Raw genomic sequence first — 22344 nt, forward strand, 5'->3', positions numbered from 1 at the left:
CTGAGAGCGCTTAGCGCTTCGAGAACTGCGGAGCCTTACGGGCCTTCTTGAGTCCGGCCTTCTTGCGCTCCTTGACGCGAGCGTCACGGGAGAGGAAGCCGGCCTTCTTCAGGGTGGCGCGGTTGTTCTCCTCGTCGATCTGGTTCAGCGAGCGAGCGATGCCGAGGCGCAGCGCGCCGGCCTGGCCCGAGGGGCCACCACCGGAGATGCGTGCGATGACGTCGTAGCCGCCGGCCAGGTCGAGGACGGTGAACGGGTCGTTGATGAGCTGCTGGTGCAGCTTGTTCGGGAAGTAGTCCTCGAGCGTGCGGCCGTTGACCGTGATGGTGCCGCTGCCGGGGACGAGACGCACGCGGGCGATGGCCTGCTTGCGACGGCCGACGGCTGCGCCGGGGACGCTCAGCACGGCGCGAGGCGCGGTGACTGCTGCTTCGGGAGCCGACTCGGTGGAGTAGCTCTGCGGGGTCTCTTCGATGGAATCTGCGATGTTCGCCACTGTGTAATCCTTTTTTCTTGTCCGGTGCTTACTGGGCGACCTGGTCGAGCGTGAACGGCTTGGGCTGCTGAGCGGCGTGCGGGTGCTCGCTGCCCGTGTAGACCTTGAGCTTCTTCAGCTGGTCGCGGCCGAGCGTGTTCTTCGGCAGCATGCCGCGGATCGCCTTCTCGACGGCGCGGATCGGGTTCTTCTCGAGGAGCTCGGCGTAGGTGACGGCCGAGAGCCCGCCCGGGTAACCGGAGTGGCGGTAGGCCTTCTTCTGCAGGAGCTTGGCGCCGGTGAGGGCCACCTTGTCGGCGTTGATGATGATGACGAAGTCGCCACCGTCCATGTGGGGGGAGAAGGTCGCCTTGTGCTTGCCGCGCAGGAGCGCTGCAGCGTGGCTGGCCAGGCGGCCGAGGACCACGTCGGTGGCGTCGATGACGACCCAGTCGTGCGTGATCTCACTGGCCTTCGGGGAATACGTGCGCGTCACAATAGTGCTGCTTTCTGGTCGGAGTTGGTCGTTCGTGAATCCCGCTCCTGTTGGGTGTTCCGAACGGAACGCCCGAGGTGGAGGGCTCAACTTCGGGTACCGCGCCGCAGAAGGCGCAGGCACCAACGGGAGAGTCTACGCGACGACGTCCCGGCGGTCAATTCCCACCGGGAACCTCACTCGGCGCTCGCTTCCACGTGCTCGTGGCTCCGCCGCTGACGGGTCTCGGCGGCCCGCGCGTGCAGCAGCCCCGGCTCGGGGTAACCGACCTCGACGAGGGTGAGCCCGCGCGCCGGCATCACCCGGAAGTCGACCTCCCGCCGCCCGCCGTCGCGGAGCCGGACGACCTCGTCGAGCGACATGCGCCCCTCCCCTACGGCGACGCAGGCGCCGACGAGCGCCCGCACCATGCTGTGGCAGAACGCGTCGGCGGTGAGGCTCGCCACGAGCACGCCCGCTTCGTCCCGCTCCCAGCTGAAGGACTGCAGGGTCCGGATGGTCGTCGCGCGTGGTCTCGGTTTGCAGTACGCCTGGAAGTCGTGGAGCCCCACGAGCGAGGTGGCCGCCCGGTGGAGCAGCTCGACGTCGAGCGACGCCGTCGTCCAGCTCGTCGTCCGCCGGAGGATCGGGTCCTTGCGGACGTCGGCGTCCGCGAGGCGGTAGCGGTAGTGACGCCAGACAGCCGAGAAGCGCGCGTCGAAGCCATCCGACGCCGGTTCCGCCGTATGGATCACGACGTCGCGGTCCATCCCGAGCACGCCGTTCAGTCGACGCACGAGCAGGGAGCTCGCGGTCTCGTTCCGCGGCGTACCGTCGTGGAACTCGGCGTGGCGCCCCTGCAATCGCGTGATCTTCGCGAGCTGCGGCTCGGTGAGGTCGAGGTGCGCCACCTGACCGGCCGCATGCACGCCGGCATCAGTCCGTCCGGCCACCACGAACCGTGGCATCGGCGGGACGGTCTTGCCGAGCACGCGATACAGCGCCTCCTCCAGGACCCCCTCGACCGTCCGGAGCCCCGGCTGCTTCGCCCATCCGGCGAAGTCCGTGCCGTCGTACGCGATGGCGAGCCGGAACCGCTGGGTCGGGAGGACGTCCGCTGCCGCGACCTGCTCAGCGCTCACGGACGTACGCCAGATCACGCGTCGTCGCGACGAAGCCCTGTCGTTCGTACAGCCCGAGTGCACCCGTGGGGCTGGCCGTGTCGACCTCCAGCGTCGCCCGCTCGAGGCCGGCTGCCTGGATCCGACGAAGCGCCGTGGCGAGCAGTGCCGGTGCGAGTCGTCGGCCACGCCAGTCGCGCACGGTCCCGACGAGGGCGATGTACGCGCTGGTGAACCCTTGCGCGGACCAGCTGTCCTCGTCCACCTCGGCCAGCGTGAAGCCGACGACCCGTCCGTCGTCGTCGATCGCCACCACGGAGAGGTCGGCTCGGAAGTGGGACCCGCCGACGAACTGCTCCCATATCGCCGGGACCGTCTCCAGGCTGCCCCAGTGATCCCGGAACGAGTCGTTCCGAGCCTGTCTCGTGCGTTCGGCCACGTCCGGGTGGTACGCCTCGAGCCGGACACCGTCGGGCACGTCGATCTCGTCGACGGGCGCGGAGAGATCGCGTTCCATGATCGTGAAGTACCGCGCCACGACGAAGCCGAACCGCTCCAACAGCCGCGCCGCCCCCGGGTTCCGTTCGTCGACGTAGGCACGGGACGAAGCTGGGGCACCCGTCTCCACGGAAGCCAGCTGCTGCTCGGACCGTTCCATCGACCACGCGAGCACCGCTCGGCCGATCCCCCGCTCACGCCATGCGGGATGCACGCCGCCGAAGACGTATGAATAGACGGACACGTCTCGTGAGGGCGACAGGATCACCATCGCGTAGGCGACCAGCGTGCCGTCGGCTGCGATCGCCAGCAGGCTGTCCGCAGCCATGTCGATCCACGCGTGGTCGAACTCGTCCGCGATCTCGTCGCGGCTCGTCACCCGGTGGGGGTTGTCGAACGGATCCATGGCGCGGCACAGCGCCACGATGTCGTCGATGTCCGCGCGGACCGCCGGACGCCATCGGTCGACGTCGGGGTGCTGTGGCAGGGCCGGCTGGCCGGCCGGGACGGCGGGAGTGGCACTCATGTCTCCAGCCTAGGACACCGTCGCAGCGCCGCCAGGAACGACGGAACCCCGCTCTCCAGGTGGAGGGCGGGGTTCCGTTCGTGTGTCGCTGAACCTACTTGGCGTCCTTCGCGGGAGCCTCGTCGGTGGCCTCGCCGGCGTCGACGGACTCGCCGTCGGTCTCGGTCGCCTCGACGGCTTCCGTCGCCTCTGCGTCGGCCTCGACCTCGGCGGGGGTCTCCTCGGCCGGAGCCTCGTCGACCGGCGCTGCGGCGTGCTTCGCGGACTGCTTGGCCGGCTTCGCCTTCGGCGTGACGGGCTCGAGGACGAGCTCGATCACGGCCATCGGAGCGTTGTCGCCCTTGCGGTAACCGGTCTTGATGATGCGCGTGTAGCCACCCTGACGGTCGGCGACGAGGGGCGCGATCTCCGTGAAGAGCTCGTGGACGACGCTCTTGTCGGTGATGGTCGCGAGCACCCGACGGCGGGCGTGCAGGTCGCCGCGCTTCGCGAAGGTGATCAGGCGCTCAGCGAGCGGACGCAGGCGCTTCGCCTTGGTCTCGGTGGTCTGGATGCGCTTGTGGGTGAACAGCGCAGCAGCGAGGTTGGCGAGCAGGAGACGCTCGTGGGCAGGTCCGCCTCCGAGGCGGGGTCCCTTGGTGGGAGTAGGCATTCTTGTCTCTCTTCAGGTTGGAAAGTCGTCAGGTGGATCGCGTGCTAGGAGACGGTCTCGTCGTCGTAGCCGCTGTAGAAGTGGGCGCCGTCGAACCCGGGAACCGAGTCCTTCAGCGAGAGGCCCATTTCGGTGAGCTTGTCGCGAACTTCATCCACCGACTTCTGTCCGAAGTTGCGGATGTTCATGAGCTGCGTCTCCGACAGCGCGACGAGCTCGCTGACGTTGTTGATGCCCTCGCGCTTGAGGCAGTTGTACGAGCGCACGGAGAGGTCGAGGTCCTCGATCGGGATCGAGAGCTCACCCGGCAGCACGGCGTCGACCGGCGCGGGGCCGATCTCGATGCCCTCTGCGGCGGTGTTGAGCTCGCGAGCCAGGCCGAACAGCTCGGTCAGCGTGCGACCGGCCGACGCGATGGCGTCGCGCGGCGTGATGGCCGGCTTCGACTCGACGTCGACGACCAGGCGGTCGAAGTCGGTGCGCTCACCGGCACGAGTCGCCTCGACGCGGTAGGTCACCTTGAGGACGGGCGAGTAGATCGAGTCGACGGGGATCTGACCGGCTTCGCTGAACTCGTTGCGGTTCTGCGTGGCCGACACGTAGCCGCGGCCACGCTCGATCGTGAGCTCGAGCTCGAACTTCGCCTTGTCGTTGAGGGTCGCGATGACGAGGTCCGGGTTGTGGACCTCGACGCCGGCCGGAGCCGAGATGTCCGCTGCGGTGACCTGGCCTGCGCCGGTCTTGCGGAGGTACGCCGTGATCGGCTCGTCGTGCTCGCTGGAGACGACGAGGCCCTTGATGTTCAGGATGATCTCGGTGACGTCTTCCTTGACACCGGGGATCGTGCTGAACTCGTGCAGCACGCCGTCGATGCGGATGCTGGTGACGGCTGCACCCGGGATGGACGACAGCAGGGTGCGACGGAGCGAGTTCCCGAGGGTGTACCCGAAGCCTGGCTCGAGCGGCTCGATGATGAACCGGCTGCGGAACTCCGAGATGGATTCTTCGGTGAGCGTAGGGCGCTGTGCGATGAGCACTATGGATTCCTTTCGGCTAAGTGTCCGCTATATGACACTTGCGTTGGCGAGGTAGTGAATGGTGTTCGCTGGCCCTGGTCACCAGGACCATGCCGTGATCCGTCCGCGGCGATCAGACGATCGCTACGGACGGATCACGGCCGGTGAACCGAAGGAATTAGACGCGGCGACGCTTCGGGGGGCGGCAGCCGTTGTGTGCCTGAGGCGTGACGTCGTTGATCGAGCCGACCTCGAGGCCCGCGGCCTGGAGCGAACGGATCGCGGTCTCGCGGCCGGAGCCGGGTCCCTTGACGAAGACGTCGACCTTCTTCATGCCGTGCTCCTGCGCCTGACGCGCAGCCGACTCGGCGGCGAGCTGTGCGGCGAACGGGGTCGACTTACGCGAACCCTTGAAGCCGACGCCACCGGACGAAGCCCAGCTGATGACCGCGCCCGAGGGGTCGGTGATCGAGACGATCGTGTTGTTGAACGTCGACTTGATGTGGGCCTGGCCCACGGCGATGTTCTTCTTTTCCTTCTTACGCGGCTTCCGAACGGCCGACTTTGGTGCTGCCATGAATATCTCCTGAGTCCTATGACGAGGCGACTAGGCGGGGCCTAGCGAGCCTTCTTCTTGCCGGCGACGGTGCGCTTCGGGCCCTTGCGGGTGCGCGCGTTGGTCTTGGTGCGCTGGCCGCGGACCGGAAGTCCACGACGGTGACGGATGCCCTGGTAGGACCCGATCTCCACCTTGCGGCGGATGTCGGCGGCGACCTCACGGCGGAGGTCACCCTCGACCTTGAAGGTGCCCTCGATGTAATCGCGCAGGGCGATCAGCTGGTCATCGGTGAGATCCTTCACGCGGATGTCTCCGCTGATGCCGGTGTCGGCGAGGGTCTTGAGTGACCGCGTGCGGCCAACACCGTAGATGTACGTCAGTGCAACTTCCACGCGCTTGTCGCGTGGGATGTCTACGCCGGCGAGACGTGCCATGGTGGCTTCTCCTAGGAGTTGTGGAGGTGTGGAGCAGTTCCGGTGCTCGGGCCTCCGACCCGAGGTGTCACCCGCGGCGCACGATGTGCTGCGGGATCTGGAACTGCCGTTAGAGGGGTGGTGCTGTGTTGCTCAGGGCTGCGTGCTGCAGGTCCTCTGAGATCAACCCTGGCGCTGCTTGTGGCGCGGGTTCTCGCAGATGACCATGACGCGGCCGTTGCGACGGATGACCTTGCACTTGTCGCAGATCTTCTTGACGCTGGGCTTGACCTTCATAGTTCTCTCTTTTCGCTGTCATCGTGCCGGGCCCACCACCGGGTGGTGGAGGCGCGTCCGGCCGTTACTTACAGCGCGACCTACTTGTAGCGGTAGACGATCCGACCACGGGTCAGGTCGTAGGGGGTCAGTTCCACGATCACGCGGTCCTCTGGGAGGATGCGGATGTAGTGCTGACGCATTTTGCCCGAAATGTGGGCAAGTACCTTGTGTCCGTTGGTCAGCTCAACGCGGAACATCGCGTTGGGCAGAGCCTCGACCACTTGGCCCTCGATCTCGATGACGCCGTCTTTTTTGGCCATAGCCTCACTGTCGCTCAGGTTGAGTCGCACTGGTCGTGCGGATGGATTGCGGTGCGGATGTCGGCTCGCCGAAGGCATGCAGAAAGCACCAAAGATCGATTCTATGCTATGTTCCCGGGTTTCGCCAACTCAACGTCGGCCACGACCTCTCAGTCGGTGCGGGAGAGCAGCGCATCGTTGATCTGCGTCGTGAGACCGGCGTCCATCGCCAGCGCACGTCCGTCCACCGCACGCACCGGCGCTGCCAGTCGGACGCTGGAGAGCAGCCACGCCGCTTCCGCGTCGAGCACGTCCTCCGGTGTCAGCATCCGGTACTCGTGCGCGAGCCCCTGCTCCTCGAGATGGGCCCAGAGCGCCAGCTGCGTGGTGCCGGGGAGGATGCCGCTCGACGGCGGCGGCGTCACGAAGGTCCCGTCGATCCGCACGACCACGGTGGAGGTCGGGCCCTCGAGGACGAAGCCGTCGCTGCTGACGAAGAGCACGTCGTCAGCTCCGCGACGGTGCGCCTCACGGAGCGCGGCCATGTTGACCGCGTACGACAGCGTCTTGGCACCAGCGAGCAGCCACGGCGAACGCTGCTGCACGTCGCTCGCGAGGCCTCGGTCGAGCAGGACGACCTCGATGCCGTTCTCGCGCTCGGGGAACCCGTCAGCCGGCGTCGCCGAGACCCACGCGGTCGGGCGTCCGCCACTCCCCCGCGTCACGACGAGTCGGACGGCGCTCTGATCGACGACGGGGAGTTCCGCGACCGCGCGGGCGATGGCGACTCGCCACTGAGCGTGGTTCGGCGCAGGCAGATCGAGGATCGCCGCCGACTCGGTCAGCCGGTCGAGGTGCGCCTCGACCGACTGCGGGTGCCGGCCGACGACACCGATCGTCTCGAAGATCCCGTCCCCCCGCGCGGGACCCAGATCGAAGACGCTCAAGACGCCGGACCCGTCGCCGGCCGGCGTGATCGTGGCCGCGAGGTCGGCGTCGTCGAGGACGGTGTCTGCGGGGAGGACGTCGAGAAGGAACACGATCGGCACGCTCATGCCGAGCAACTCTACCGGGACGGACGAGGTCCGTCCGGCGACCTGGCGGGCGGTCAGGCTGGACGGACCGGGGTGACGCCGAAGGCGGCGAGGGCCGCGGCCCCGCCATCGTGAGCGGTCAGGACCCAGATGCCGTCGCGGTGCACGGCGACGCTGTGCTCCCAGTGCGCCGCCGAGCCACCGTCCAGCGTGGCGACCGTCCATTCGTCGTCGCGGACGAAGGTGTCGGGGCTCCCGGCGACCACCATGGGTTCGATGGCCACCACGAGTCCGGGCTTCACTTCGGGTCCGCGCTGACGGACCCGGTAGTTGAACACCGGCGGTGCCTCGTGCATCGTGCGTCCGATGCCGTGCCCGACGTAGTCCGTGAGGATCCCGTAGGGCTTCCCCTCGGGTGAGTGGTCCTCGACGTACTCCTCGATCGCGGCACCGACCTGGTTCAGGTGTCGGGCGGTCGCGAGTTCGGCGATCCCGGCCCACAGCGAGCCCTCCGTCACCGCCGAGAGGCGCTCGCGCTCGGTGACGAGCTCCGGGCGCGTGGGATCGGTGAGCACGATGGTCATCGCGGAGTCGCCGTTCCAGCCGTCGATCTCGGCGCCGCTGTCGATCGACACGATGTCGCCCGCCTGCAGCACGCGTGACCCGGGGATGCCGTGGACCACGTCCTCGTTGACCGAGGTGCAGACCGTGTGCCGGTAGCCGGGGACGAGCTTGAAGTTGGAGTGCCCGCCGGCCGCGACGATCGCCGCCTCGGCAGCCGCGTCGAGTTGCAGCGTCGTCACCCCGGGGGCGACGAGCGCACGCACCGCATCGAGCGAAGCCGCGGTGGCCAGCCCCGGCGCGATCATGGCGCGGATCTGGTCAGGGGTCTTGTAGATCGACTTCCGGAACACCGTGATGGATGTGTCGGTGCGTCAGACGGCCGGAACGATGATGCCGCGAGCGGCGAGGGCCGCGTCGATCCGCGCGGTCACGTCATCGACCTCGCCGAGGCCGTCGACTGCCACGACGAGCCCCCGGGCCGTGAAGACCTCGATCAGCGGCGCGGTCTCGTGCGCGTAGAGGTCGAGCCGGTGGCGGATGACCTCCTCCGTGTCGTCGGTGCGACCCTGCTCGGCGGCACGCTTGAGGAGTCGTGAGACGACCTCTTCCGTGTCGGCCTGCAGCTGCACGACGGCGTCCAGGCTCGCGTCGTTCTCTGCGAGCAGAGCGTCGAGCGCGACGACCTGGTCGGTGGTCCGCGGGTACCCGTCGAGCAGGAACCCCTCGACGGCGTCAGGCTGGTGGAGCCGGTCGCGGACGATCTCGTTCGTCAAGGAGTCGGGGACGTACCCGCCCTCGCTCACGATCGCCTGGACCTGCTTCCCGAGCGCCGTACCCTCCTTGATGTTCGCGCGGAAGATGTCGCCCGTCGAGATCGCGGGGATGTCGAAGCGCTCCGCGAGGAAGGCCGCCTGGGTGCCCTTGCCGGATCCCGGAGGACCGACGATGAGCAGGCGGGGCTTGCCGGCCGCCGCGCTCAACGCAGGAGCCCTTCGTAGTGGCGCTGCTGGAGTTGCGAGTCGATCTGCTTGACCGTCTCGAGTCCGACACCCACGATGATGAGGATCGACGCCCCACCGAACGGGAAGTTCGCGTTCGCACCGACCAGGGCAAGCGCGATGAGCGGCAGGAGGGCGATCAACCCCAGGTAGATCGATCCGGGCAGGGTCACTCGGGTCAGCACGTAGTCGAGGTACTCGGCCGTCGGGCGTCCGGCACGGATGCCCGGGATGAACCCGCCGTACTTCTTCATGTTGTCGGCGACCTCTTCAGGGTTGAAGGTGATCGCGACGTAGAAGTAGGTGAAGCCGACGATGAGCAGGAAGTACATGAGCATGTACAGCGGGTGGTCACCCTTGGTGAGGTACTGCTGGATCCACAGGACCCAGGGCGCCGGAGTGCCGGTCGTCGGCTGGTTGAACTGCGCGATGAGGGCCGGCAGGTACAGGATCGACGACGCGAAGATGACGGGCACCACACCGGCCATGTTGACCTTGATGGGGATGTAGGTGTTGTTGCCGCCATACGTCCGGCGTCCGACCATGCGCTTCGCGTACTGCACGGGGATGCGACGTTGCGACTGCTCGACGAAGACGACGAGTCCGACGATCACGAGGCCGACGGCGAGCACGAGGAGGAAGACCTCCGGGCCCTTCGCGGTCCAGATGGCGGCCAGCGAGCCCGGGAACGTGGCTGCGATCGAGGTGAAGATGAGGAGCGACATGCCGTTGCCGACGCCGCGCTCGGTGACGAGCTCGGCCATCCACATGACGAGGCCGGTGCCCGCGGTCATGGTGACGACCATGAGGAGCATGCCGTACCAGGTGCCGCCCTGGGCGGTGATGAGGTCGGCGCAGACGCCGCCCTGGTTGCCGAACAGTGCGCCGCTCTTGGCGACCGTGATGAGCGTCGTCGACTGGAGGATGCCGAGGAAGATCGTGAGGTACCGCGTGTACTGCGTCAGCTTGCCCTGGCCGGCCTGGCCTTCTTTGTGCAGCGTCTCGAAGTGCGGGATGACCACGCGGAGGAGCTGGACGATGATCGACGCGGTGATGTAGGGCATGATGCCCAGCGCGAAGATGGAGAGTTGGAGGAGCGCGCCACCACTGAAGAGGTTGACGAGCTCGTAGAGGCCTGATGCGCCGGCGGCCTGCTGGTTCGCGAGGCACTGCTGCACGTTCGGGAAGTTCACGAACGGAGCGGGGATGAAGGACCCCAGCCGGTAGATGGCGATGATTCCGAGTGTGAACCCGATCTTGCGACGAAGATCCGGGGTCCGGAAGATCCGGCCGATGGCGCTGAACAAAAGGGGCCTCCTGTGAGATGTTGCGGGGTCGGCCCGGGTGACCGGCATGATGCCGGCCACCCGAGTGAGCTCCTGTGCGGAGCCGGCCGAGGGCTACTTGACGCTGCCCCCGGCTGCCACGATCTTCTGCTCAGCTGAGCCGGAGACCTTGTCAACCGCGACATTCAGCTTAACCGAGATGTCACCGTTTCCGAGAACCTTGACCTTCTCGTTCTTCCGGACGGCACCCTTGGCGACGAGGTCCACCGTGGTGACGTCGCCACCCTTCGGGTACAGCTCGGCGAGCTTCTCCAGGTTCACGACCTGGTACTCGACGCGGAAGGGGTTCTTGAAGCCACGGAGCTTCGGGGTGCGCATGTGCAGCGGCATCTGCCCACCCTCGAAGCCGACCTTGACGTTGTAACGCGCCTTCGTACCCTTGGTACCGCGACCGGCGGTCTTACCCTTGGACGCCTCACCACGGCCCACGCGCATCCGGGACTTCTTGGCCCCGGCGGCCGGACGCAGGTGGTGCACCTTCAGGACCTGCTCGCGCTTCTCGGCGGGCTCGTCCTTCGCGGGCTTCTTGGCTGCAGCGGCCTTGGGGGCCGCCTTCGCCTTGGGCTCGGCCTTCGCGGCAGCCGTCTTCGGAGCTGCCTTGGCAGCGGCCTTGGGGGCCTTCTCCTCAGTGGTTTCGTTCTTCTCAGCCATTAGTCGATCTCCTCAACCTGTACGAGGTGAGCAACAGTGTTCACGTAGCCGCGGTTCTGCGCGTTGTCCGGGCGGACGACGACAGCACCGATGCGACGGAGACCCAGGCTGCGAAGCGTGTCGCGCTGGTTCTGCTTCTCACTAATTCTGCCCTTGATCTGGGTGATCCTCAGCTGGGCCATCAGGCACCTACCTTCGCAGCAGCGGCCGCCTGAACGGCCTCTGCCTCTGCACGGAGCAGGCGGGCCGGAGCGACCTGGTCGAACTCGAGACCACGACGGGCTGCGACGGCACGAGGTTCCTCGAGCTGCTTCAGCGCCGTGACGGTCGCGTGGACGATGTTGATCGTGTTGGACGAACCGAGCGACTTGCTCAGCACGTCGTGGATGCCGGCGCACTCGAGGACGGCGCGGACGGGACCACCGGCGATGACACCGGTACCAGCGGCGGCGGGGCGCAGGAGCACCACACCGGCTGCTGCCTCACCCTGGGTGGGGTGCGGGATGGTCGAGCCGACGCGCGGGACGCGGAAGAAGTTCTTCTTCGCCTCTTCGACGCCCTTCGCGATCGCGAGCGGGACTTCGCGGGCCTTGCCGTAGCCGACGCCGACCATGCCGTTGCCGTCACCGACGACCACGAGGGCGGTGAAGCTGAAGCGACGACCACCCTTCACGACCTTCGAGACACGGTTGATGGTCACGACGCGCTCCAGGAACTGGCTCTTGTCGCTGTCGCGGCTACCGCGGTCGCGGTTGGGGTTGCGCTCACGGCCTCCGCGGCGCGCCTCGCGCGGCTCGCGGTCGCCGGTGGGCGCCGTCGATGCCGCGGTCTCGACCGGGGCCTCGGCCACGGTCGCCACAGGCTCTTGCTGCTGCTTGTTGTCTTCGCTCACAGGTTCAATCCGCCCTCTCGAGCACCATCGGCAATTGCTGCCACGCGACCTGCGTAGCGGTTGCCTCCACGGTCAAATACGACATCGGCGATGCCGGCTGCCTTGGCACGCTCGGCGATGAGTTCGCCGACCTTGCGCGACTTGGCGGTCTTGTCGCCGTCGAACGTCCGGAGGGTGTCCTCCATGGTCGAGGCGGAGACGAGGGTGTGACCCTTCGTGTCATCGACAACCTGCACGAACACGTGACGGGCTGAACGGTTGACGACGAGGCGCGGACGGACCGCGGTGCCCTCGACCTTCTTGCGCAGACGCGTGTGGCGACGGCCACGTGCGGCAGTCTTCGTTGGACGAGCCATGGTTACTTACCAGCCTTTCCGGCCTTGCGACGCACGATCTCGCCGGCGTAGCGCACACCCTTGCCCTTGTACGGCTCGGGCTTGCGGATCTTACGGATGTTGGCGGCGACCTCGCCGACGGCCTGCTTGTCGATACCGGCGACCGTGAGCTTGTTGTTGCCCTCGACGGTCAGCGTGATGCCGACCGGCGGCTCGACGGTGACGGGGTGCGAGAAGCCGAGCGCGAACTCGACGGCGCTGCCCTTCTGAGCGACGCGGTAACCGGTACCGACGACCTCGAGGCCCTTGGTGTAGCCCTGGGTGACGCCGATGATCTGGTTCGCGATGAGCGTGCGGGTCAGGCCGTGGAGCGAGCGCGAGTTGCGCTCGTCGTCGGGACGCGTGACGAGCAGCTGTGCGTCTTCGAGCTTGACCTCGATGGGGCTCGCGACGGTGAGCTGGAGCTCACCCTTCGGGCCCTTGACGGTGACGTTCTGACCGGCGACGTCGATGGTGACGCCTGCCGGGATGTCGATGGGGAGTCTTCCAATACGAGACATGACTGGCTACCACACGTAGGCGAGGACTTCCCCACCCACGCCCTTCTTCTCGGCCTGGCGGTCCGTGAGGAGGCCGCTGGAGGTGGACAGGATGACGACGCCGAGGCCGCCGAGGACCTTGGGGATCTCGTTCGACTTCGCGTAGACGCGGAGGCCGGGCTTCGAGACGCGCTTGATGCCGGCGATGGAGCGCTCGCGGTTCGGGCCGAACTTCAGGCTCAGCGAGAGCGTCTGTCCGACGGCCGCGTCAGCGACCTCCCAGCCGGAGATGTAGCCCTCGGACTTGAGGATCTCGGCGATGTTCACCTTGAGCTTGGAGTGCGGCATCGACACGGTGTCGTGGTGCGCCGAGTTCGCATTGCGCAGTCTGGTCAGCATGTCTGCGACCGGATCTGTCATGGTCATATCGAGTGTTTCCTTTGTTCACCAGGTTTCGACATCCTGTGCAAGGGTGCCGACCTGTGGTGGTTGAACCGTTCTGGGCAGGAGTGCCCCGAACGGGCGGAAGCCCGGTCCTCGACATACACCGAGGACCGGGCAGAAGCTCAGCCTACTTGGACTCAGCCGCCTTGAACGGGAAGCCGAGCGCCTTGAGCAGCGCGCGACCCTCGTCGTCGTTCTTGGCCGTGGTCACGACGGTGATGTCGAAGCCGCGGACACGATCGATCTTGTCCTGGTCGATCTCGTGGAACATCGACTGCTCCTGGAGACCGAAGGTGTAGTTGCCGTTGCCGTCGAACTGCTTGTCCGAGAGACCGCGGAAGTCGCGGATACGCGGAAGAGCGAGGCTCAGCAGGCGGTCGAGGAACTCCCACGCGCGGTCGCCACGAAGCGTGACGTGAGCGCCGATGGGCTGACCCTCGCGCAGCTTGAACTGCGCGATGGACTTGCGTGCCTTGGTGACCTGCGGCTTCTGGCCGGTGATCTTGGTGAGGTCCGAAACAGCGCCGTCGATGACCTTGCTGTCGCGAGCGGCCTCGCCCACACCGGTGTTGACGACGACCTTCACGAGTCCGGGCACCTGGTGCACGTTCGTGAAGCCGAAGTCCTTCTGCAGCTGCGGAAGGATCTCAGCGCGGTACTTCTGCTTGAGACGGGGCTGGATTTTGCCAGTCGCCACTTCTGTGTCGGTCATTACAGGTCCTTACCTGACTTCTTGGCGTAACGAACGCGGACCGTCTTGGTGACGCCGTCCTTCGTGACTTCCTCGTTGCGGTGGCCGACCTTGGTCGGTCCCTTGGTCTCCGGGTCGACGAGCGCGACGTTGGAGATGTGGATCGAAGCCTCGACGGTCTCGATGCCGCCGGTCTTCGTTCCACGCTGGGTCTGGCCGACACGGGAGTGCTTCGTGACGTAGTTGACGCCCTCCACGATCACCCGGTTCTTGTCCGCCAGGACCTCGATGACGCGACCCTGCTTGCCGCGGTAACCACCGCGGTCCTGCTTCGGGCCGGAGACGACCTGAACCAGGTCGCCCTTCTTGATCTTTGCCATGACTTAGATAACCTCCGGCGCCAACGAGACGATCTTCATGAACTTCTTGTCACGAAGCTCGCGACCGACCGGTCCGAAGATGCGGGTACCACGGGGGTCCCCGTCAGCCTTCAGGATGACAGCGGCGTTCTCGTCGAACTTGATGTACGAACCGTCGGAACGACGGGTCTGCTTGCGGGTGCGGACGATGACCGCCTTGACGACGTCGCCCTTCTTGACGTTGCCACCGGGGATCGCGTCCTTGACGGTCGCGACGATGGTGTCACCGAGGCCCGCGTAGCGGCGGCCGGAGCCACCGAGCACGCGAATGGTCAGGAGCTCCTTGGCGCCGGTGTTGTCGGCGACCTTGACTCGTGATTCTTGCTGAAGCATTGTTCGCTTTCCTCTCAGTAAGCCGCGAGGCCTACTTGGCCTTCTCGAGAATCTCGACCAGACGCCAGCGCTTGGTGGCGCTGGTGGGGCGGGTCTCGCTGATCAGGACGAGGTCGCCGATGCCGGCGGAGTTCGCCTCGTCGTGAGCCTTGACCTTGGAGGTGCGGCGGATGACCTTGCCGTAGAGCGGGTGCTTCACGCGGTCCTCGACCTCGACGACGATGGTCTTCTCCATCTTGTCGCTGGTCACCAGACCACGGCGGGTCTTGCGGTAGCCACGAGCAGCGGCGTCCTTGACGTCGTGCTCGGCCGACTCGTGACCCTCGGGGGCCTTGTCAGTAGCGGTAGCCATGTCTAGGCCTCCTTCGTGGTCTCGGCGTCGGCTGCAGCGGTGTCCTCGGACTTCGGTGCGGCCTTGGCCTTCTTGGTCTTCTTCTCGGCCTTGGCCTCGACGACCTCGACGGTCGGCGTGGCCCGGATGCCGAGCTCGCGCTCACGGATGACCGTGTAGATGCGAGCGATGTCGCGCTTCACGGCGCGCAGGCGGCCGTGGTTCTCGAGCTGCCCCGTGGCCGACTGGAAGCGCAGGTTGAACAGCTCTTCCTTGGCCTTGCGGAGCTCCTCGATGAGGCGCTGGTCTTCAAAGGTGTCGAGCTCGACGGGGGTGAGCTCCTTGGATCCGATCGCCATTATGCGTCGCCCTCCTCGCGCTTGATGATGCGTGCCTTGAGGGGCAGCTTGTGGATTGCACGGGTCAGCGCCTCGCGGGCCAGGGTCTCATCGACTCCGGCGACCTCGAACAGCACACGACCCGGCTTGACGTTCGCGACCCACCACTCGGGCGAACCCTTACCGGAACCCATGCGGGTTTCGGCGGGCTTCTTGGTCAGCGGACGGTCGGGGTAGATGTTGATCCACACCTTTCCGCCACGCTTGATGTGACGCGTCATGGCGATACGAGCGGACTCGATCTGACGGTTGGTCACGTAAGCGGGCGTCAGGGCCTGGATACCGAACTCACCGAACGACACCTTGGTGCCACCGGTCGCCTGGCCGGAACGGCCGGGGTGGTGCTGCTTCCGGTGCTTGACTTTGCGTGGGATCAACATGGTTATGCCTCAACTCCTGCGGCGGCGGGCGCCTCGGCAGCTGCCTTGGGGGCGCTGCTCGGACCGGCGTTCCGACGGGGGCGGTCGCCACCGTCGCGACGTTCCGGACGCGTCGACTTCTGGTTGGCCTGCTCGCGAGCAAGCTCCTTGTTGGTGATGTCGCCCTTGTAGATCCAGACCTTCACGCCGATACGGCCGAACGTGGTCTTCGCCTCGTAGAAGCCGTAGTCGATGTTCGCGCGGAGGGTGTGCAGCGGCACCCGGCCTTCGCGGTAGAACTCGGAACGGCTCATCTCGGCGCCGCCGAGGCGGCCGGACACCTGGATGCGGACACCCTTGACGGTGGACGTGCGCTGAGCGCCCTGCAGGCCCTTACGCATCGCGCGGCGGAATGCCACACGTGCGGAGAGCTGCTCGGCGATGCCCTGCGCGACGAGCTGAGCGTCGGCCTCGGGGTTCTTGACCTCGAGGATGTTCAGCTGGATCTGCTTCTTCGTGAGCTTCTCGAGGTCGGCGCGGATGCGCTCGGCCTCGGCGCCACGGCGACCGATCACGATGCCCGGACGGGCGGTGTGGATGTCGACGCGGACGCGGTCACGGGTGCGCTCGATCTCGATGCGGCTGACACCAGCGCGGTCGAGCGAGGTCGCCAGCAGACGGCGGATCTTGACGTCTTCCGCGACGAAGTCGCTGTAACGCTGACCCTTCTTCGTGCTGTCGGAGAACCAACGCGACACGTGGTCGGTCGTGATTCCCAGACGGAAGCCGTATGGATTGACTTTCTGACCCATTACTTGCTCACCTTCTTGGCCTTGGCAGCGCCGGCAGTCTCATCAGGCGTCGAAAGCTCGACGGTGATGTGGCTGGTGCGCTTGAGGATGCGGAACGCGCGGCCCTGTGCGCGGGGACGGAAACGCTTGAGGGTTGCACCCTCATCGACGTACGCCTTCGCGATGTACAGGTCCTGCTCGTCAAGGAACACGTTGTCCTTGTCGGCCGTGACGCGAGCGTTCGCGATGGCCGAGGCAACGAGCTTGTAGATGGGCTCGCTGGCGCTCTGTGGTGCGAACTTCAGGATGGCCAAGGCCTCCTGAGCCTGCTTGCCACGGATGAGCGCGACGACACGACGGGCCTTCTGGGGGGTGACGCGGATGTGTCGCACGCGGGCGATCGACTCCACCATTTCTCTTCCTCCTTCACGTCACCGCGTTAGCGGCGACGGCCCTTCTTGTCGTCCTTCACGTGTCCACGGAAGGTGCGGGTGGGCGCGAACTCGCCGAGCTTGTGCCCGACCATCGTCTCGGTGACGAACACCGGGATGTGCTTGCGACCGTCGTGGACGGCGATGGTGTGACCCAGCATCGCCGGGATGATCATCGATCGACGCGACCAGGTCTTGATCACGTTCTTGTTGTTGGCCTCGTTCGCCGTGACGACCTTGCGGAGCAGGTGGTCGTCGACGAAGGGGCCCTTCTTGAGACTGCGTGGCATCTTCTCTTACTCCTACTTACGCTTCTTGCCGGCGGTACGACGACGAACGATGAGCTTGTCGCTTTCCTTGTTGGGGTGGCGCGTGCGGCCTTCCTTCTGGCCCCACGGGCTGACCGGGTGACGTCCACCGGAGGTCTTGCCCTCACCACCACCGTGCGGGTGGTCGATCGGGTTCATCGCGACACCACGGACGGTCGGGCGGACGCCCAGCCAGCGCTTACGGCCGGCCTTACCCCAGTTGATGTTCGACTGCTCGGCGTTGCCGACCTCACCGATGGTGGCGCGGCAGCGCAGGTCGACGTTGCGGATCTCGCCGGACGGCAGACGGAGCTGCGCGTACGGGCCGTCCTTCGCGACGAGACGCACCGATGCACCCGCGGAGCGGGCCATCTTCGCGCCGCCGCCGGGACGGAGCTCGATCGCGTGGATGACCGTACCGGTGGGGATGTTCTTCAGCGGCAGGTTGTTGCCGGGCTTGATGTCCGCGCCGGCACCCGACTCGACCACGTCGCCCTGGCTGAGCTTGTTCGGAGCCAGGATGTAGCGCTTGGTGCCGTCCACGAAGTGGAGCAGCGCGATACGCGCGGTGCGGTTGGGGTCGTACTCGATGTGAGCGACCTTGGCGTTGACGCCGTCCTTGTCGTTGCGACGGAAGTCGATCAGACGGTACTGGCGCTTGTGGCCACCACCGATGTGACGCGTCGTGATGCGGCCCTGGTTGTTGCGACCACCGGTCTTCGACAACGGACGAAGCAGCGACTTCTCCGGCGTGGTGCGGGTGATCTCCGCGAAGTCCGCGACAGACGAACCGCGACGACCAGGAGTCGTGGGCTTGTACTTACGAATAGCCATTTCTTATTCCTCTTCGTTCCCGGCCGTCTTAGCCAACAGCCGTGAAGATGTCGATGGAACCCGACTTGAGCGACACGATGGCGCGCTTGGTGTCCTTGCGCTTGCCGGTGCCGAACTTGGTGCGACGGGTCTTGCCCTGACGGGTGAGGGTGTTGATCGAAGCGACCTCGACACCGAAGATCTTCTCGATGGCGAGCTTGATCTCGGTCTTGTTCGAGCGCGGGTCGACGAGGAAGGTGTACTTGCCCTCGTCGATCAGGCTGTAGCTCTTCTCGGAGACGACCGGCGCGAAGATGACGTCGCGGGGGTCCTTGTTGATCGCGGTCATGCCGAGACCTCCTCGGTTGCGGCCGTGTTGCCGGTCTTGCTGGCGACGAATGCCTCGAAGGCGGCCTTGGTGAAGACGATGTCGTCGGAGACGAGCACGTCGTATGCGTTCAGCTGGTCGTACGACAGCACGTGCACGTTCTGCAGGTTGCGGACGCTGCGGAGGCTGAGCTCGTCGTCGCGCTGGAGGACGATCAGGACGTGCTTCGAGGAAGCGACGTTCGTCAGGTACTCGGACACGGCCTTCGTCGACGGCTTCTCACCGATCGAGAGGGAGTCGACGACGTGCAGGCGGCTGCCGCGTGCGCGGTCGGAGAGGGCGCCGAGGAGAGCCGCGGCGATCATCTTCTTGGGGGTGCGCTGTGCGTAGTTGCGGGGCACTGGACCGTGGACGATGCCACCGCCGGTCATCTGAGGTGCACGGATGGAGCCCTGACGAGCGTTACCCGTACCCTTCTGCTTGAACGGCTTGCGGCCGGCACCGGACACTTCGCCGCGGCGCTTGGTCTTGTGCGTCCCCTGGCGGGCGGCAGCGAGCTGCGCGACGACCACCTGGTGGATGAGCGGGATGTTGGTCTGAACGTCGAACACCTCGGCAGGAAGGTCGACGGTGCCGGCCTTCTTGAGCTTGGTGTCGAGCACGTCGAGAGTAGCGATAGCCATGGAACTACGCTCCCTTCACTGCGGTGCGGACGAATACGATACGGCCACGAGCGCCGGGAACGGCACCCTTGACGAGCAGCAGGCCCTTCTCGGCGTCGATGGCGTGAACCCGGAGGTTCAGCACGGTGACGCGCTCGCCACCCATACGACCGGCCATGCGCATGCCCTTGAAGACACGGCTCGGGGTCGAGGAGGCGCCGATGGAGCCCGGCTTGCGGTGGTTGCGGTGAGCACCGTGAGATGCGCCCATGCCCTTGAAGTTGTGACGCTTCATGACACCGGCGAAACCCTTACCCTTCGAAGTGCCGACGACGTCGACCTTCTGGCCGGCCTCGAAGACACCGTCGACGGTGAGCTCCTGGCCGAGCGAGTACTCGGATGCGTCGGCGGTGCGCACCTCGGTGAGGTGGCGACGCGGCGTCACGCCGGCCTTGTCGAAGTGACCCGCGTCAGGCTTGCTGACCTTGCGGGGATCGATCTGGCCGTACGCGATCTGCACGGCGTCGTAGCCGTCAACCTCGGGGGTGCGAACCTGCGTGACCACGTTGGGCGTGATCTCGATGACGGTGACGGGGACGAGCTTGTTGTTCTCGTCCCACACCTGGGTCATGCCGAGCTTGGTGCCGAGCAGACCCTTGCTGGTCTTCGTGTTAGACATGTCTTCCTTCCGTCTCTACCGAGCTCAGAGCTTGATCTCGATGTTGACGTCCGCCGGCAGGTCGAGACGCATGAGCGAGTCGACGGCCTTCGGGGTCGGGTCGATGATGTCGATCAGACGCTTGTGGGTGCGCATTTCGAAGTGCTCCCGGCTGTCCTTGTACTTGTGCGGCGAACGGATCACGCAGACCACGTTCTTCTCCGTCGGAAGCGGCACCGGGCCGACGACGGTTGCGCCTGCACGGGTGACCGTGTCGACGATCTTGCGCGCCGAAGTATCGATGACCTCATGGTCATACGACTTCAGTCGGATGCGGATCTTCTGTCCCGCCATGTGTGACTCACTCTCTGTCTCGCGTCATGCGGATCGCTCCGTATTGGACGCATATCGTGCGCTTTGCAACGTTCGGTTGCTCCACGCCATTGGCACTACTGGTGTCGCACCACTGTTCTGCTGTCAACGACCACTCGTGTCTTGCGACCCTCGTGGTCATCCACCGGGTTCCACCCCGACTCGTGGTCGGCGCTGGGCGTAGCACTGCTACGACCTGGATTGCGATGAAGTGATTGGTGTTCTGCTACCCGCGGCCTAGGCTCGATCCCTGTCGCGTTGCCGCGTCTGGGAGCTCCTATGCACTACCTGGCAGTGATCCGCCGGAGCGCGCACAGGCACGCTCGTCCGAAGTACTGAACTGGACTAGTTTGCCACGGATCCACCATGCGTGCAACCCGGGCGTGTCGCGGGCGTCGGATGGTCAGGATCCGCCCAGTCTCGGGCGTCCCGAGCACCGAGGCGCCGCTGCTCAGCAGGGCTCGACGACGTTGTCGACCTCGACCGGACGCACCCCCGGAGTGCCCAGGAACCGCACGGCGTCCACCGTCGCACCGGACACGTCCGCATCGACGTCGAGCGTCACCGTCGCGCCCGGCGCGATCGTCACCACCATGTAGGCCACCGGGCGTCCGTCGTCCGATCCGGCCGTGTACGGGACCTCGGTGCCGTCCACGCGAACCGAGCGGATGTCGGCACCGTCGGGCGCGTAGGCCATGACCCGCAGGCGCATCCAACCACGAGGGAGCCCCTCACGCTCGTAGAACCCCGCGATGTAGTCGAACGCCTCCGTGTCGAACTCCGACTCCGTGTCGATCGTGTTCGAGAGTTGCGACGCGACCATCACTGTGCGCGTCCCATCGACGTCGCACGAGCCCGCACGGACACGGACCTGCTGTCGGAGGTAGTACTCGAGCTTGGAGCCGACCGCGTCCGAGAGGTACAGCCCGAACGGCACCGAACGGGACGAACGCTCGGGCAGGCCGCCGGCGACCCCGGCGAGCACCAACGCCCGTTCCTCGACGCGGTCGGGACTCCAGGCGAGCAGACGCCGCTCGTCGACCGCCTGCACCCAGCCGCCGATCGCCCGGGGGACCGACATGGACCCCGCCTGCAGCTGCGAGGTGAGCGCCTGGACGACGGCGGTGAAGGTGGCGTCCTGCGCCCGGTTCGCCTCGTCGCTGAGACCGGGATGATCCCGATACACACCGTTCAGGAGTTCGTCGACCACCGTATCGCTCGACAGCTCCGTACCGTCGGCAAGGACCACGGGGCCCGTCGCTCGCAACAGGTGGGACAACGCGACCGGGTCGACGGCGAGCACCAGATCGGGCGTGACGCCCTGACTCTCCTGCCAGAGCCGCGAGGCCACCTGCGCACCGTAGGGGAAGTCCGGCCTCGCCGTCACCTCATGGATGGAGGTGCCCGCGGTAGCGTATCCCTCGGTCCGGTAGAGCGCGTCGGCATCGGCCGGGAGGGGCACCACCGGATCGGCGTGCGACACGAAGTCCGCGCCGCCGAGGGTCCTCGTCACGCCGAGCACCCCATCCTCGATGTGCACGAGCACCGAAGCTCCCGCGATGCCCCCGAGGGCTCGGCTCTCCGCCGAGTTCTGGAACAGGACGACCACGTCTCGCGGCCCGTCCTCCCCCAGGAACCCGGGCAGCGCGCGAAGCACCGGTGCGAGCCGAGCAGCGAGCGGTGACGCCTCGCGCAGCGGACCGTCGAGCCCGACCAGCGCCGACGCCACCTGCGGGAGGAGCACCGAGCGGTCGAGGCGGTCGAGGCGCGCCACCTGCTCCTCGAGTCGCTCGAGCGCACGCGCCGAGGTGCGGGCGATGCTCCCCACCCGCGCCGTGTCCAGTCGACCGTCGACCGCCAGTCCGTCGAGGGACAGGCCGAGGACCGGCTCGACGACCTCGTCGACGACGACGTGCGCCGCCTCGACGGCCGTGCGCACCGCCTCGAAGTTGGCCCCGGAGACGGGCACGCGTTCCGCGAGCCACCAGTCAGGCCGCTGCGTCGACGCCAGTGCCCGCTCGACCGCATCGCCGGCACGCTGCACGCCGTCGGGATCGATCGCGTCGGTGCCGACGCCATCGACGCCCGCTCGGATCGCCTCGATCTCAGGCAGGACCGAAGCGAGCTCGTCCCGGACGGACATGGCTTCCACCGCCGCCGATACGGTGGCTCCGGCGATGCCGAGCAGGATGGACAGGACGAAGACGCCCGGGATCAGGACACGTGGACGCGACAGACGACGCGGACGGATGGACGAACGGGACACGGTCACCTCGGGCGGCTCGATACAGAATGGGTCGACCGATATCTTACATATGAGTCGCCGGGCGCTGA

General features: G+C 66.5%; 35 protein-coding genes. All 35 read right to left on the bottom strand.

Annotated features, from left to right (window positions below; all coding sequences use genetic code 11):
* Positions 1 to 10 precede the first annotated feature (10 nt).
* Positions 11 to 496: a 30S ribosomal protein S9 gene (rpsI, locus tag QRN44_RS03000; protein WP_064296683.1), complete on the bottom strand. Its 486-nt coding sequence runs from the start codon at positions 494 to 496 to the stop codon at positions 11 to 13.
* A gap of 28 nt (positions 497 to 524) precedes the next feature.
* On the bottom strand, positions 525 to 971 hold the full coding sequence (rplM, locus tag QRN44_RS03005) for a 50S ribosomal protein L13 (protein ID WP_071259493.1): 447 nt from the start codon (positions 969 to 971) through the stop codon (positions 525 to 527).
* Between the two features lie 176 nt (positions 972 to 1147).
* On the bottom strand, positions 1148 to 2092 hold the full coding sequence (gene truA / locus QRN44_RS03010) for a tRNA pseudouridine(38-40) synthase TruA (RefSeq protein ID WP_285038237.1): 945 nt from the start codon (positions 2090 to 2092) through the stop codon (positions 1148 to 1150).
* On the bottom strand, positions 2082 to 3095 hold the full coding sequence (locus QRN44_RS03015) for a GNAT family N-acetyltransferase (RefSeq protein WP_285038238.1): 1014 nt from the start codon (positions 3093 to 3095) through the stop codon (positions 2082 to 2084). Before QRN44_RS03015 ends, truA begins: the two co-directional genes overlap by 11 nt.
* A gap of 94 nt (positions 3096 to 3189) precedes the next feature.
* Positions 3190 to 3747, bottom strand: a complete 558-nt coding sequence (gene rplQ / locus QRN44_RS03020; RefSeq protein ID WP_071259502.1) for a 50S ribosomal protein L17 — start codon at positions 3745 to 3747, stop codon at positions 3190 to 3192.
* Between the two features lie 44 nt (positions 3748 to 3791).
* Entirely contained in the window at positions 3792 to 4784 is a 993-nt protein-coding gene (locus QRN44_RS03025) for a DNA-directed RNA polymerase subunit alpha (protein ID WP_056008091.1), read from the bottom strand.
* Positions 4785 to 4941: 157 nt separating this feature from the next.
* On the bottom strand, positions 4942 to 5340 hold the full coding sequence (gene rpsK, locus QRN44_RS03030; RefSeq protein ID WP_056008094.1) for a 30S ribosomal protein S11: 399 nt from the start codon (positions 5338 to 5340) through the stop codon (positions 4942 to 4944).
* A gap of 41 nt (positions 5341 to 5381) precedes the next feature.
* Positions 5382 to 5756, bottom strand: a complete 375-nt coding sequence (rpsM, locus tag QRN44_RS03035; RefSeq protein WP_064296688.1) for a 30S ribosomal protein S13 — start codon at positions 5754 to 5756, stop codon at positions 5382 to 5384.
* A gap of 162 nt (positions 5757 to 5918) precedes the next feature.
* Complete coding sequence (gene rpmJ, locus QRN44_RS03040; protein WP_021759549.1) at positions 5919 to 6032, bottom strand: 50S ribosomal protein L36; 114 nt, start codon at positions 6030 to 6032, stop codon at positions 5919 to 5921.
* Positions 6033 to 6112: 80 nt separating this feature from the next.
* Positions 6113 to 6334, bottom strand: coding sequence for a translation initiation factor IF-1 (gene infA, locus QRN44_RS03045; protein ID WP_017885304.1), 222 nt, complete (start codon positions 6332 to 6334; stop codon positions 6113 to 6115).
* A gap of 149 nt (positions 6335 to 6483) precedes the next feature.
* Entirely contained in the window at positions 6484 to 7368 is an 885-nt protein-coding gene (locus tag QRN44_RS03050; protein ID WP_079001717.1) for an aminodeoxychorismate lyase, read from the bottom strand.
* A 53-nt stretch (positions 7369 to 7421) separates the two neighbouring features.
* Positions 7422 to 8261 (bottom strand): type I methionyl aminopeptidase, encoded by an 840-nt coding sequence (map, locus tag QRN44_RS03055; protein ID WP_079001715.1) that lies wholly within the window; start codon positions 8259 to 8261, stop codon positions 7422 to 7424.
* A 21-nt stretch (positions 8262 to 8282) separates the two neighbouring features.
* Entirely contained in the window at positions 8283 to 8891 is a 609-nt protein-coding gene (locus QRN44_RS03060) for an adenylate kinase (protein WP_064296690.1), read from the bottom strand.
* Positions 8888 to 10216 (bottom strand): preprotein translocase subunit SecY, encoded by a 1329-nt coding sequence (secY, locus tag QRN44_RS03065; RefSeq protein ID WP_064296691.1) that lies wholly within the window; start codon positions 10214 to 10216, stop codon positions 8888 to 8890. Before secY ends, QRN44_RS03060 begins: the two co-directional genes overlap by 4 nt.
* A gap of 93 nt (positions 10217 to 10309) precedes the next feature.
* Positions 10310 to 10906, bottom strand: coding sequence for a 50S ribosomal protein L15 (gene rplO / locus QRN44_RS03070; protein ID WP_079705265.1), 597 nt, complete (start codon positions 10904 to 10906; stop codon positions 10310 to 10312).
* A complete protein-coding gene (gene rpmD, locus QRN44_RS03075) occupies positions 10906 to 11088 on the bottom strand; it encodes a 50S ribosomal protein L30 (RefSeq protein ID WP_079001710.1) in 183 nt (60 codons plus the stop codon). Before rpmD ends, rplO begins: the two co-directional genes overlap by 1 nt.
* On the bottom strand, positions 11088 to 11756 hold the full coding sequence (gene rpsE, locus QRN44_RS03080) for a 30S ribosomal protein S5 (RefSeq protein ID WP_229939737.1): 669 nt from the start codon (positions 11754 to 11756) through the stop codon (positions 11088 to 11090). Before rpsE ends, rpmD begins: the two co-directional genes overlap by 1 nt.
* A 38-nt stretch (positions 11757 to 11794) precedes the next feature.
* Entirely contained in the window at positions 11795 to 12154 is a 360-nt protein-coding gene (gene rplR / locus QRN44_RS03085; protein WP_285038239.1) for a 50S ribosomal protein L18, read from the bottom strand.
* 2 nt (positions 12155 to 12156) lie between these two features.
* Positions 12157 to 12693 carry a 50S ribosomal protein L6 gene (gene rplF / locus QRN44_RS03090; RefSeq protein ID WP_064296694.1) on the bottom strand — a complete coding sequence of 179 codons (537 nt, stop codon included), beginning with the start codon at positions 12691 to 12693 and terminating at the stop codon, positions 12157 to 12159.
* Between the two features lie 6 nt (positions 12694 to 12699).
* Complete coding sequence (rpsH, locus tag QRN44_RS03095; RefSeq protein WP_064296695.1) at positions 12700 to 13098, bottom strand: 30S ribosomal protein S8; 399 nt, start codon at positions 13096 to 13098, stop codon at positions 12700 to 12702.
* Positions 13099 to 13243: 145 nt separating this feature from the next.
* A complete protein-coding gene (gene rplE / locus QRN44_RS03100; protein ID WP_056008119.1) occupies positions 13244 to 13828 on the bottom strand; it encodes a 50S ribosomal protein L5 in 585 nt (194 codons plus the stop codon).
* On the bottom strand, positions 13828 to 14187 hold the full coding sequence (gene rplX, locus QRN44_RS03105) for a 50S ribosomal protein L24 (protein WP_056008121.1): 360 nt from the start codon (positions 14185 to 14187) through the stop codon (positions 13828 to 13830). The genes rplE and rplX overlap by 1 nt, the downstream gene beginning before the upstream one ends.
* Positions 14188 to 14190: 3 nt before the next feature.
* Positions 14191 to 14559 (bottom strand): 50S ribosomal protein L14, encoded by a 369-nt coding sequence (rplN, locus tag QRN44_RS03110; RefSeq protein ID WP_064296696.1) that lies wholly within the window; start codon positions 14557 to 14559, stop codon positions 14191 to 14193.
* Between the two features lie 31 nt (positions 14560 to 14590).
* Positions 14591 to 14911, bottom strand: a complete 321-nt coding sequence (rpsQ, locus tag QRN44_RS03115; RefSeq protein WP_056008125.1) for a 30S ribosomal protein S17 — start codon at positions 14909 to 14911, stop codon at positions 14591 to 14593.
* Between the two features lie 2 nt (positions 14912 to 14913).
* Entirely contained in the window at positions 14914 to 15249 is a 336-nt protein-coding gene (gene rpmC, locus QRN44_RS03120; protein ID WP_064296697.1) for a 50S ribosomal protein L29, read from the bottom strand.
* The gene (gene rplP, locus QRN44_RS03125; protein ID WP_064296698.1) at positions 15249 to 15668 is read right to left on the bottom strand and encodes a 50S ribosomal protein L16; all 420 of its coding nucleotides are present in this window, start codon (positions 15666 to 15668) and stop codon (positions 15249 to 15251) included. The genes rpmC and rplP overlap by 1 nt, the downstream gene beginning before the upstream one ends.
* A gap of 2 nt (positions 15669 to 15670) precedes the next feature.
* Positions 15671 to 16459 carry a 30S ribosomal protein S3 gene (gene rpsC / locus QRN44_RS03130; RefSeq protein ID WP_064296699.1) on the bottom strand — a complete coding sequence of 263 codons (789 nt, stop codon included), beginning with the start codon at positions 16457 to 16459 and terminating at the stop codon, positions 15671 to 15673.
* Complete coding sequence (rplV, locus tag QRN44_RS03135; RefSeq protein ID WP_056008137.1) at positions 16459 to 16851, bottom strand: 50S ribosomal protein L22; 393 nt, start codon at positions 16849 to 16851, stop codon at positions 16459 to 16461. Before rplV ends, rpsC begins: the two co-directional genes overlap by 1 nt.
* A 26-nt stretch (positions 16852 to 16877) precedes the next feature.
* Complete coding sequence (gene rpsS, locus QRN44_RS03140) at positions 16878 to 17159, bottom strand: 30S ribosomal protein S19 (RefSeq protein WP_064296700.1); 282 nt, start codon at positions 17157 to 17159, stop codon at positions 16878 to 16880.
* A gap of 12 nt (positions 17160 to 17171) precedes the next feature.
* Positions 17172 to 18011, bottom strand: a complete 840-nt coding sequence (gene rplB, locus QRN44_RS03145) for a 50S ribosomal protein L2 (protein WP_064296701.1) — start codon at positions 18009 to 18011, stop codon at positions 17172 to 17174.
* A 28-nt stretch (positions 18012 to 18039) separates the two neighbouring features.
* Complete coding sequence (gene rplW / locus QRN44_RS03150) at positions 18040 to 18339, bottom strand: 50S ribosomal protein L23 (RefSeq protein ID WP_056008147.1); 300 nt, start codon at positions 18337 to 18339, stop codon at positions 18040 to 18042.
* Positions 18336 to 19001, bottom strand: coding sequence for a 50S ribosomal protein L4 (rplD, locus tag QRN44_RS03155; protein ID WP_064296702.1), 666 nt, complete (start codon positions 18999 to 19001; stop codon positions 18336 to 18338). Before rplD ends, rplW begins: the two co-directional genes overlap by 4 nt.
* 4 nt (positions 19002 to 19005) lie before the next feature.
* On the bottom strand, positions 19006 to 19659 hold the full coding sequence (gene rplC / locus QRN44_RS03160) for a 50S ribosomal protein L3 (RefSeq protein WP_071259511.1): 654 nt from the start codon (positions 19657 to 19659) through the stop codon (positions 19006 to 19008).
* Positions 19660 to 19683: 24 nt separating this feature from the next.
* Entirely contained in the window at positions 19684 to 19992 is a 309-nt protein-coding gene (rpsJ, locus tag QRN44_RS03165; RefSeq protein ID WP_005050520.1) for a 30S ribosomal protein S10, read from the bottom strand.
* 469 nt (positions 19993 to 20461) lie between these two features.
* The gene (locus tag QRN44_RS03170; RefSeq protein WP_285038240.1) at positions 20462 to 22276 is read right to left on the bottom strand and encodes a DUF4012 domain-containing protein; all 1815 of its coding nucleotides are present in this window, start codon (positions 22274 to 22276) and stop codon (positions 20462 to 20464) included.
* Positions 22277 to 22344 lie beyond the last annotated feature (68 nt).

The organism is Plantibacter sp. lyk4-40-MEA-4 (assembly GCF_030209415.1).
GTDB lineage: Bacteria > Actinomycetota > Actinomycetes > Actinomycetales > Microbacteriaceae > Plantibacter > Plantibacter flavus_A.

Bases quoted from the DNA above. Each gene is read 5' to 3' on its own strand.
- QRN44_RS03015 (WP_285038238.1), bottom strand. From the start codon at position 3,095: ATGAGTGCCACTCCCGCCGTCCCGGCCGGCCAGCCGGCCCTGCCACAG.
- rplQ (WP_071259502.1), bottom strand. From the start codon at position 3,747: ATGCCTACTCCCACCAAGGGACCCCGCCTCGGAGGCGGACCTGCCCAC.
- rpsK (WP_056008094.1), bottom strand. From the start codon at position 5,340: ATGGCAGCACCAAAGTCGGCCGTTCGGAAGCCGCGTAAGAAGGAAAAG.
- rpsM (WP_064296688.1), bottom strand. From the start codon at position 5,756: ATGGCACGTCTCGCCGGCGTAGACATCCCACGCGACAAGCGCGTGGAA.
- rpmJ (WP_021759549.1), bottom strand. From the start codon at position 6,032: ATGAAGGTCAAGCCCAGCGTCAAGAAGATCTGCGACAAGTGCAAGGTC.
- infA (WP_017885304.1), bottom strand. From the start codon at position 6,334: ATGGCCAAAAAAGACGGCGTCATCGAGATCGAGGGCCAAGTGGTCGAG.
- QRN44_RS03050 (WP_079001717.1), bottom strand. From the start codon at position 7,368: ATGAGCGTGCCGATCGTGTTCCTTCTCGACGTCCTCCCCGCAGACACC.
- rplO (WP_079705265.1), bottom strand. From the start codon at position 10,906: ATGGCTGAGAAGAACGAAACCACTGAGGAGAAGGCCCCCAAGGCCGCT.
- rpmD (WP_079001710.1), bottom strand. From the start codon at position 11,088: ATGGCCCAGCTGAGGATCACCCAGATCAAGGGCAGAATTAGTGAGAAG.
- rplR (WP_285038239.1), bottom strand. From the start codon at position 12,154: ATGGCTCGTCCAACGAAGACTGCCGCACGTGGCCGTCGCCACACGCGT.
- rplF (WP_064296694.1), bottom strand. From the start codon at position 12,693: ATGTCTCGTATTGGAAGACTCCCCATCGACATCCCGGCAGGCGTCACC.
- rpsH (WP_064296695.1), bottom strand. From the start codon at position 13,098: ATGACCATGACAGATCCGGTCGCAGACATGCTGACCAGACTGCGCAAT.
- rplE (WP_056008119.1), bottom strand. From the start codon at position 13,828: ATGACCGACACAGAAGTGGCGACTGGCAAAATCCAGCCCCGTCTCAAG.
- rplX (WP_056008121.1), bottom strand. From the start codon at position 14,187: ATGGCAAAGATCAAGAAGGGCGACCTGGTTCAGGTCGTCTCCGGCCCG.
- rplN (WP_064296696.1), bottom strand. From the start codon at position 14,559: ATGCTTCAGCAAGAATCACGAGTCAAGGTCGCCGACAACACCGGCGCC.
- rpsQ (WP_056008125.1), bottom strand. From the start codon at position 14,911: ATGGCTACCGCTACTGACAAGGCCCCCGAGGGTCACGAGTCGGCCGAG.
- rpmC (WP_064296697.1), bottom strand. From the start codon at position 15,249: ATGGCGATCGGATCCAAGGAGCTCACCCCCGTCGAGCTCGACACCTTT.
- rplP (WP_064296698.1), bottom strand. From the start codon at position 15,668: ATGTTGATCCCACGCAAAGTCAAGCACCGGAAGCAGCACCACCCCGGC.
- rpsC (WP_064296699.1), bottom strand. From the start codon at position 16,459: ATGGGTCAGAAAGTCAATCCATACGGCTTCCGTCTGGGAATCACGACC.
- rplV (WP_056008137.1), bottom strand. From the start codon at position 16,851: ATGGTGGAGTCGATCGCCCGCGTGCGACACATCCGCGTCACCCCCCAG.
- rpsS (WP_064296700.1), bottom strand. From the start codon at position 17,159: ATGCCACGCAGTCTCAAGAAGGGCCCCTTCGTCGACGACCACCTGCTC.
- rplB (WP_064296701.1), bottom strand. From the start codon at position 18,011: ATGGCTATTCGTAAGTACAAGCCCACGACTCCTGGTCGTCGCGGTTCG.
- rplW (WP_056008147.1), bottom strand. From the start codon at position 18,339: ATGACCGCGATCAACAAGGACCCCCGCGACGTCATCTTCGCGCCGGTC.
- rplD (WP_064296702.1), bottom strand. From the start codon at position 19,001: ATGGCTATCGCTACTCTCGACGTGCTCGACACCAAGCTCAAGAAGGCC.
- rplC (WP_071259511.1), bottom strand. From the start codon at position 19,659: ATGTCTAACACGAAGACCAGCAAGGGTCTGCTCGGCACCAAGCTCGGC.
- rpsJ (WP_005050520.1), bottom strand. From the start codon at position 19,992: ATGGCGGGACAGAAGATCCGCATCCGACTGAAGTCGTATGACCATGAG.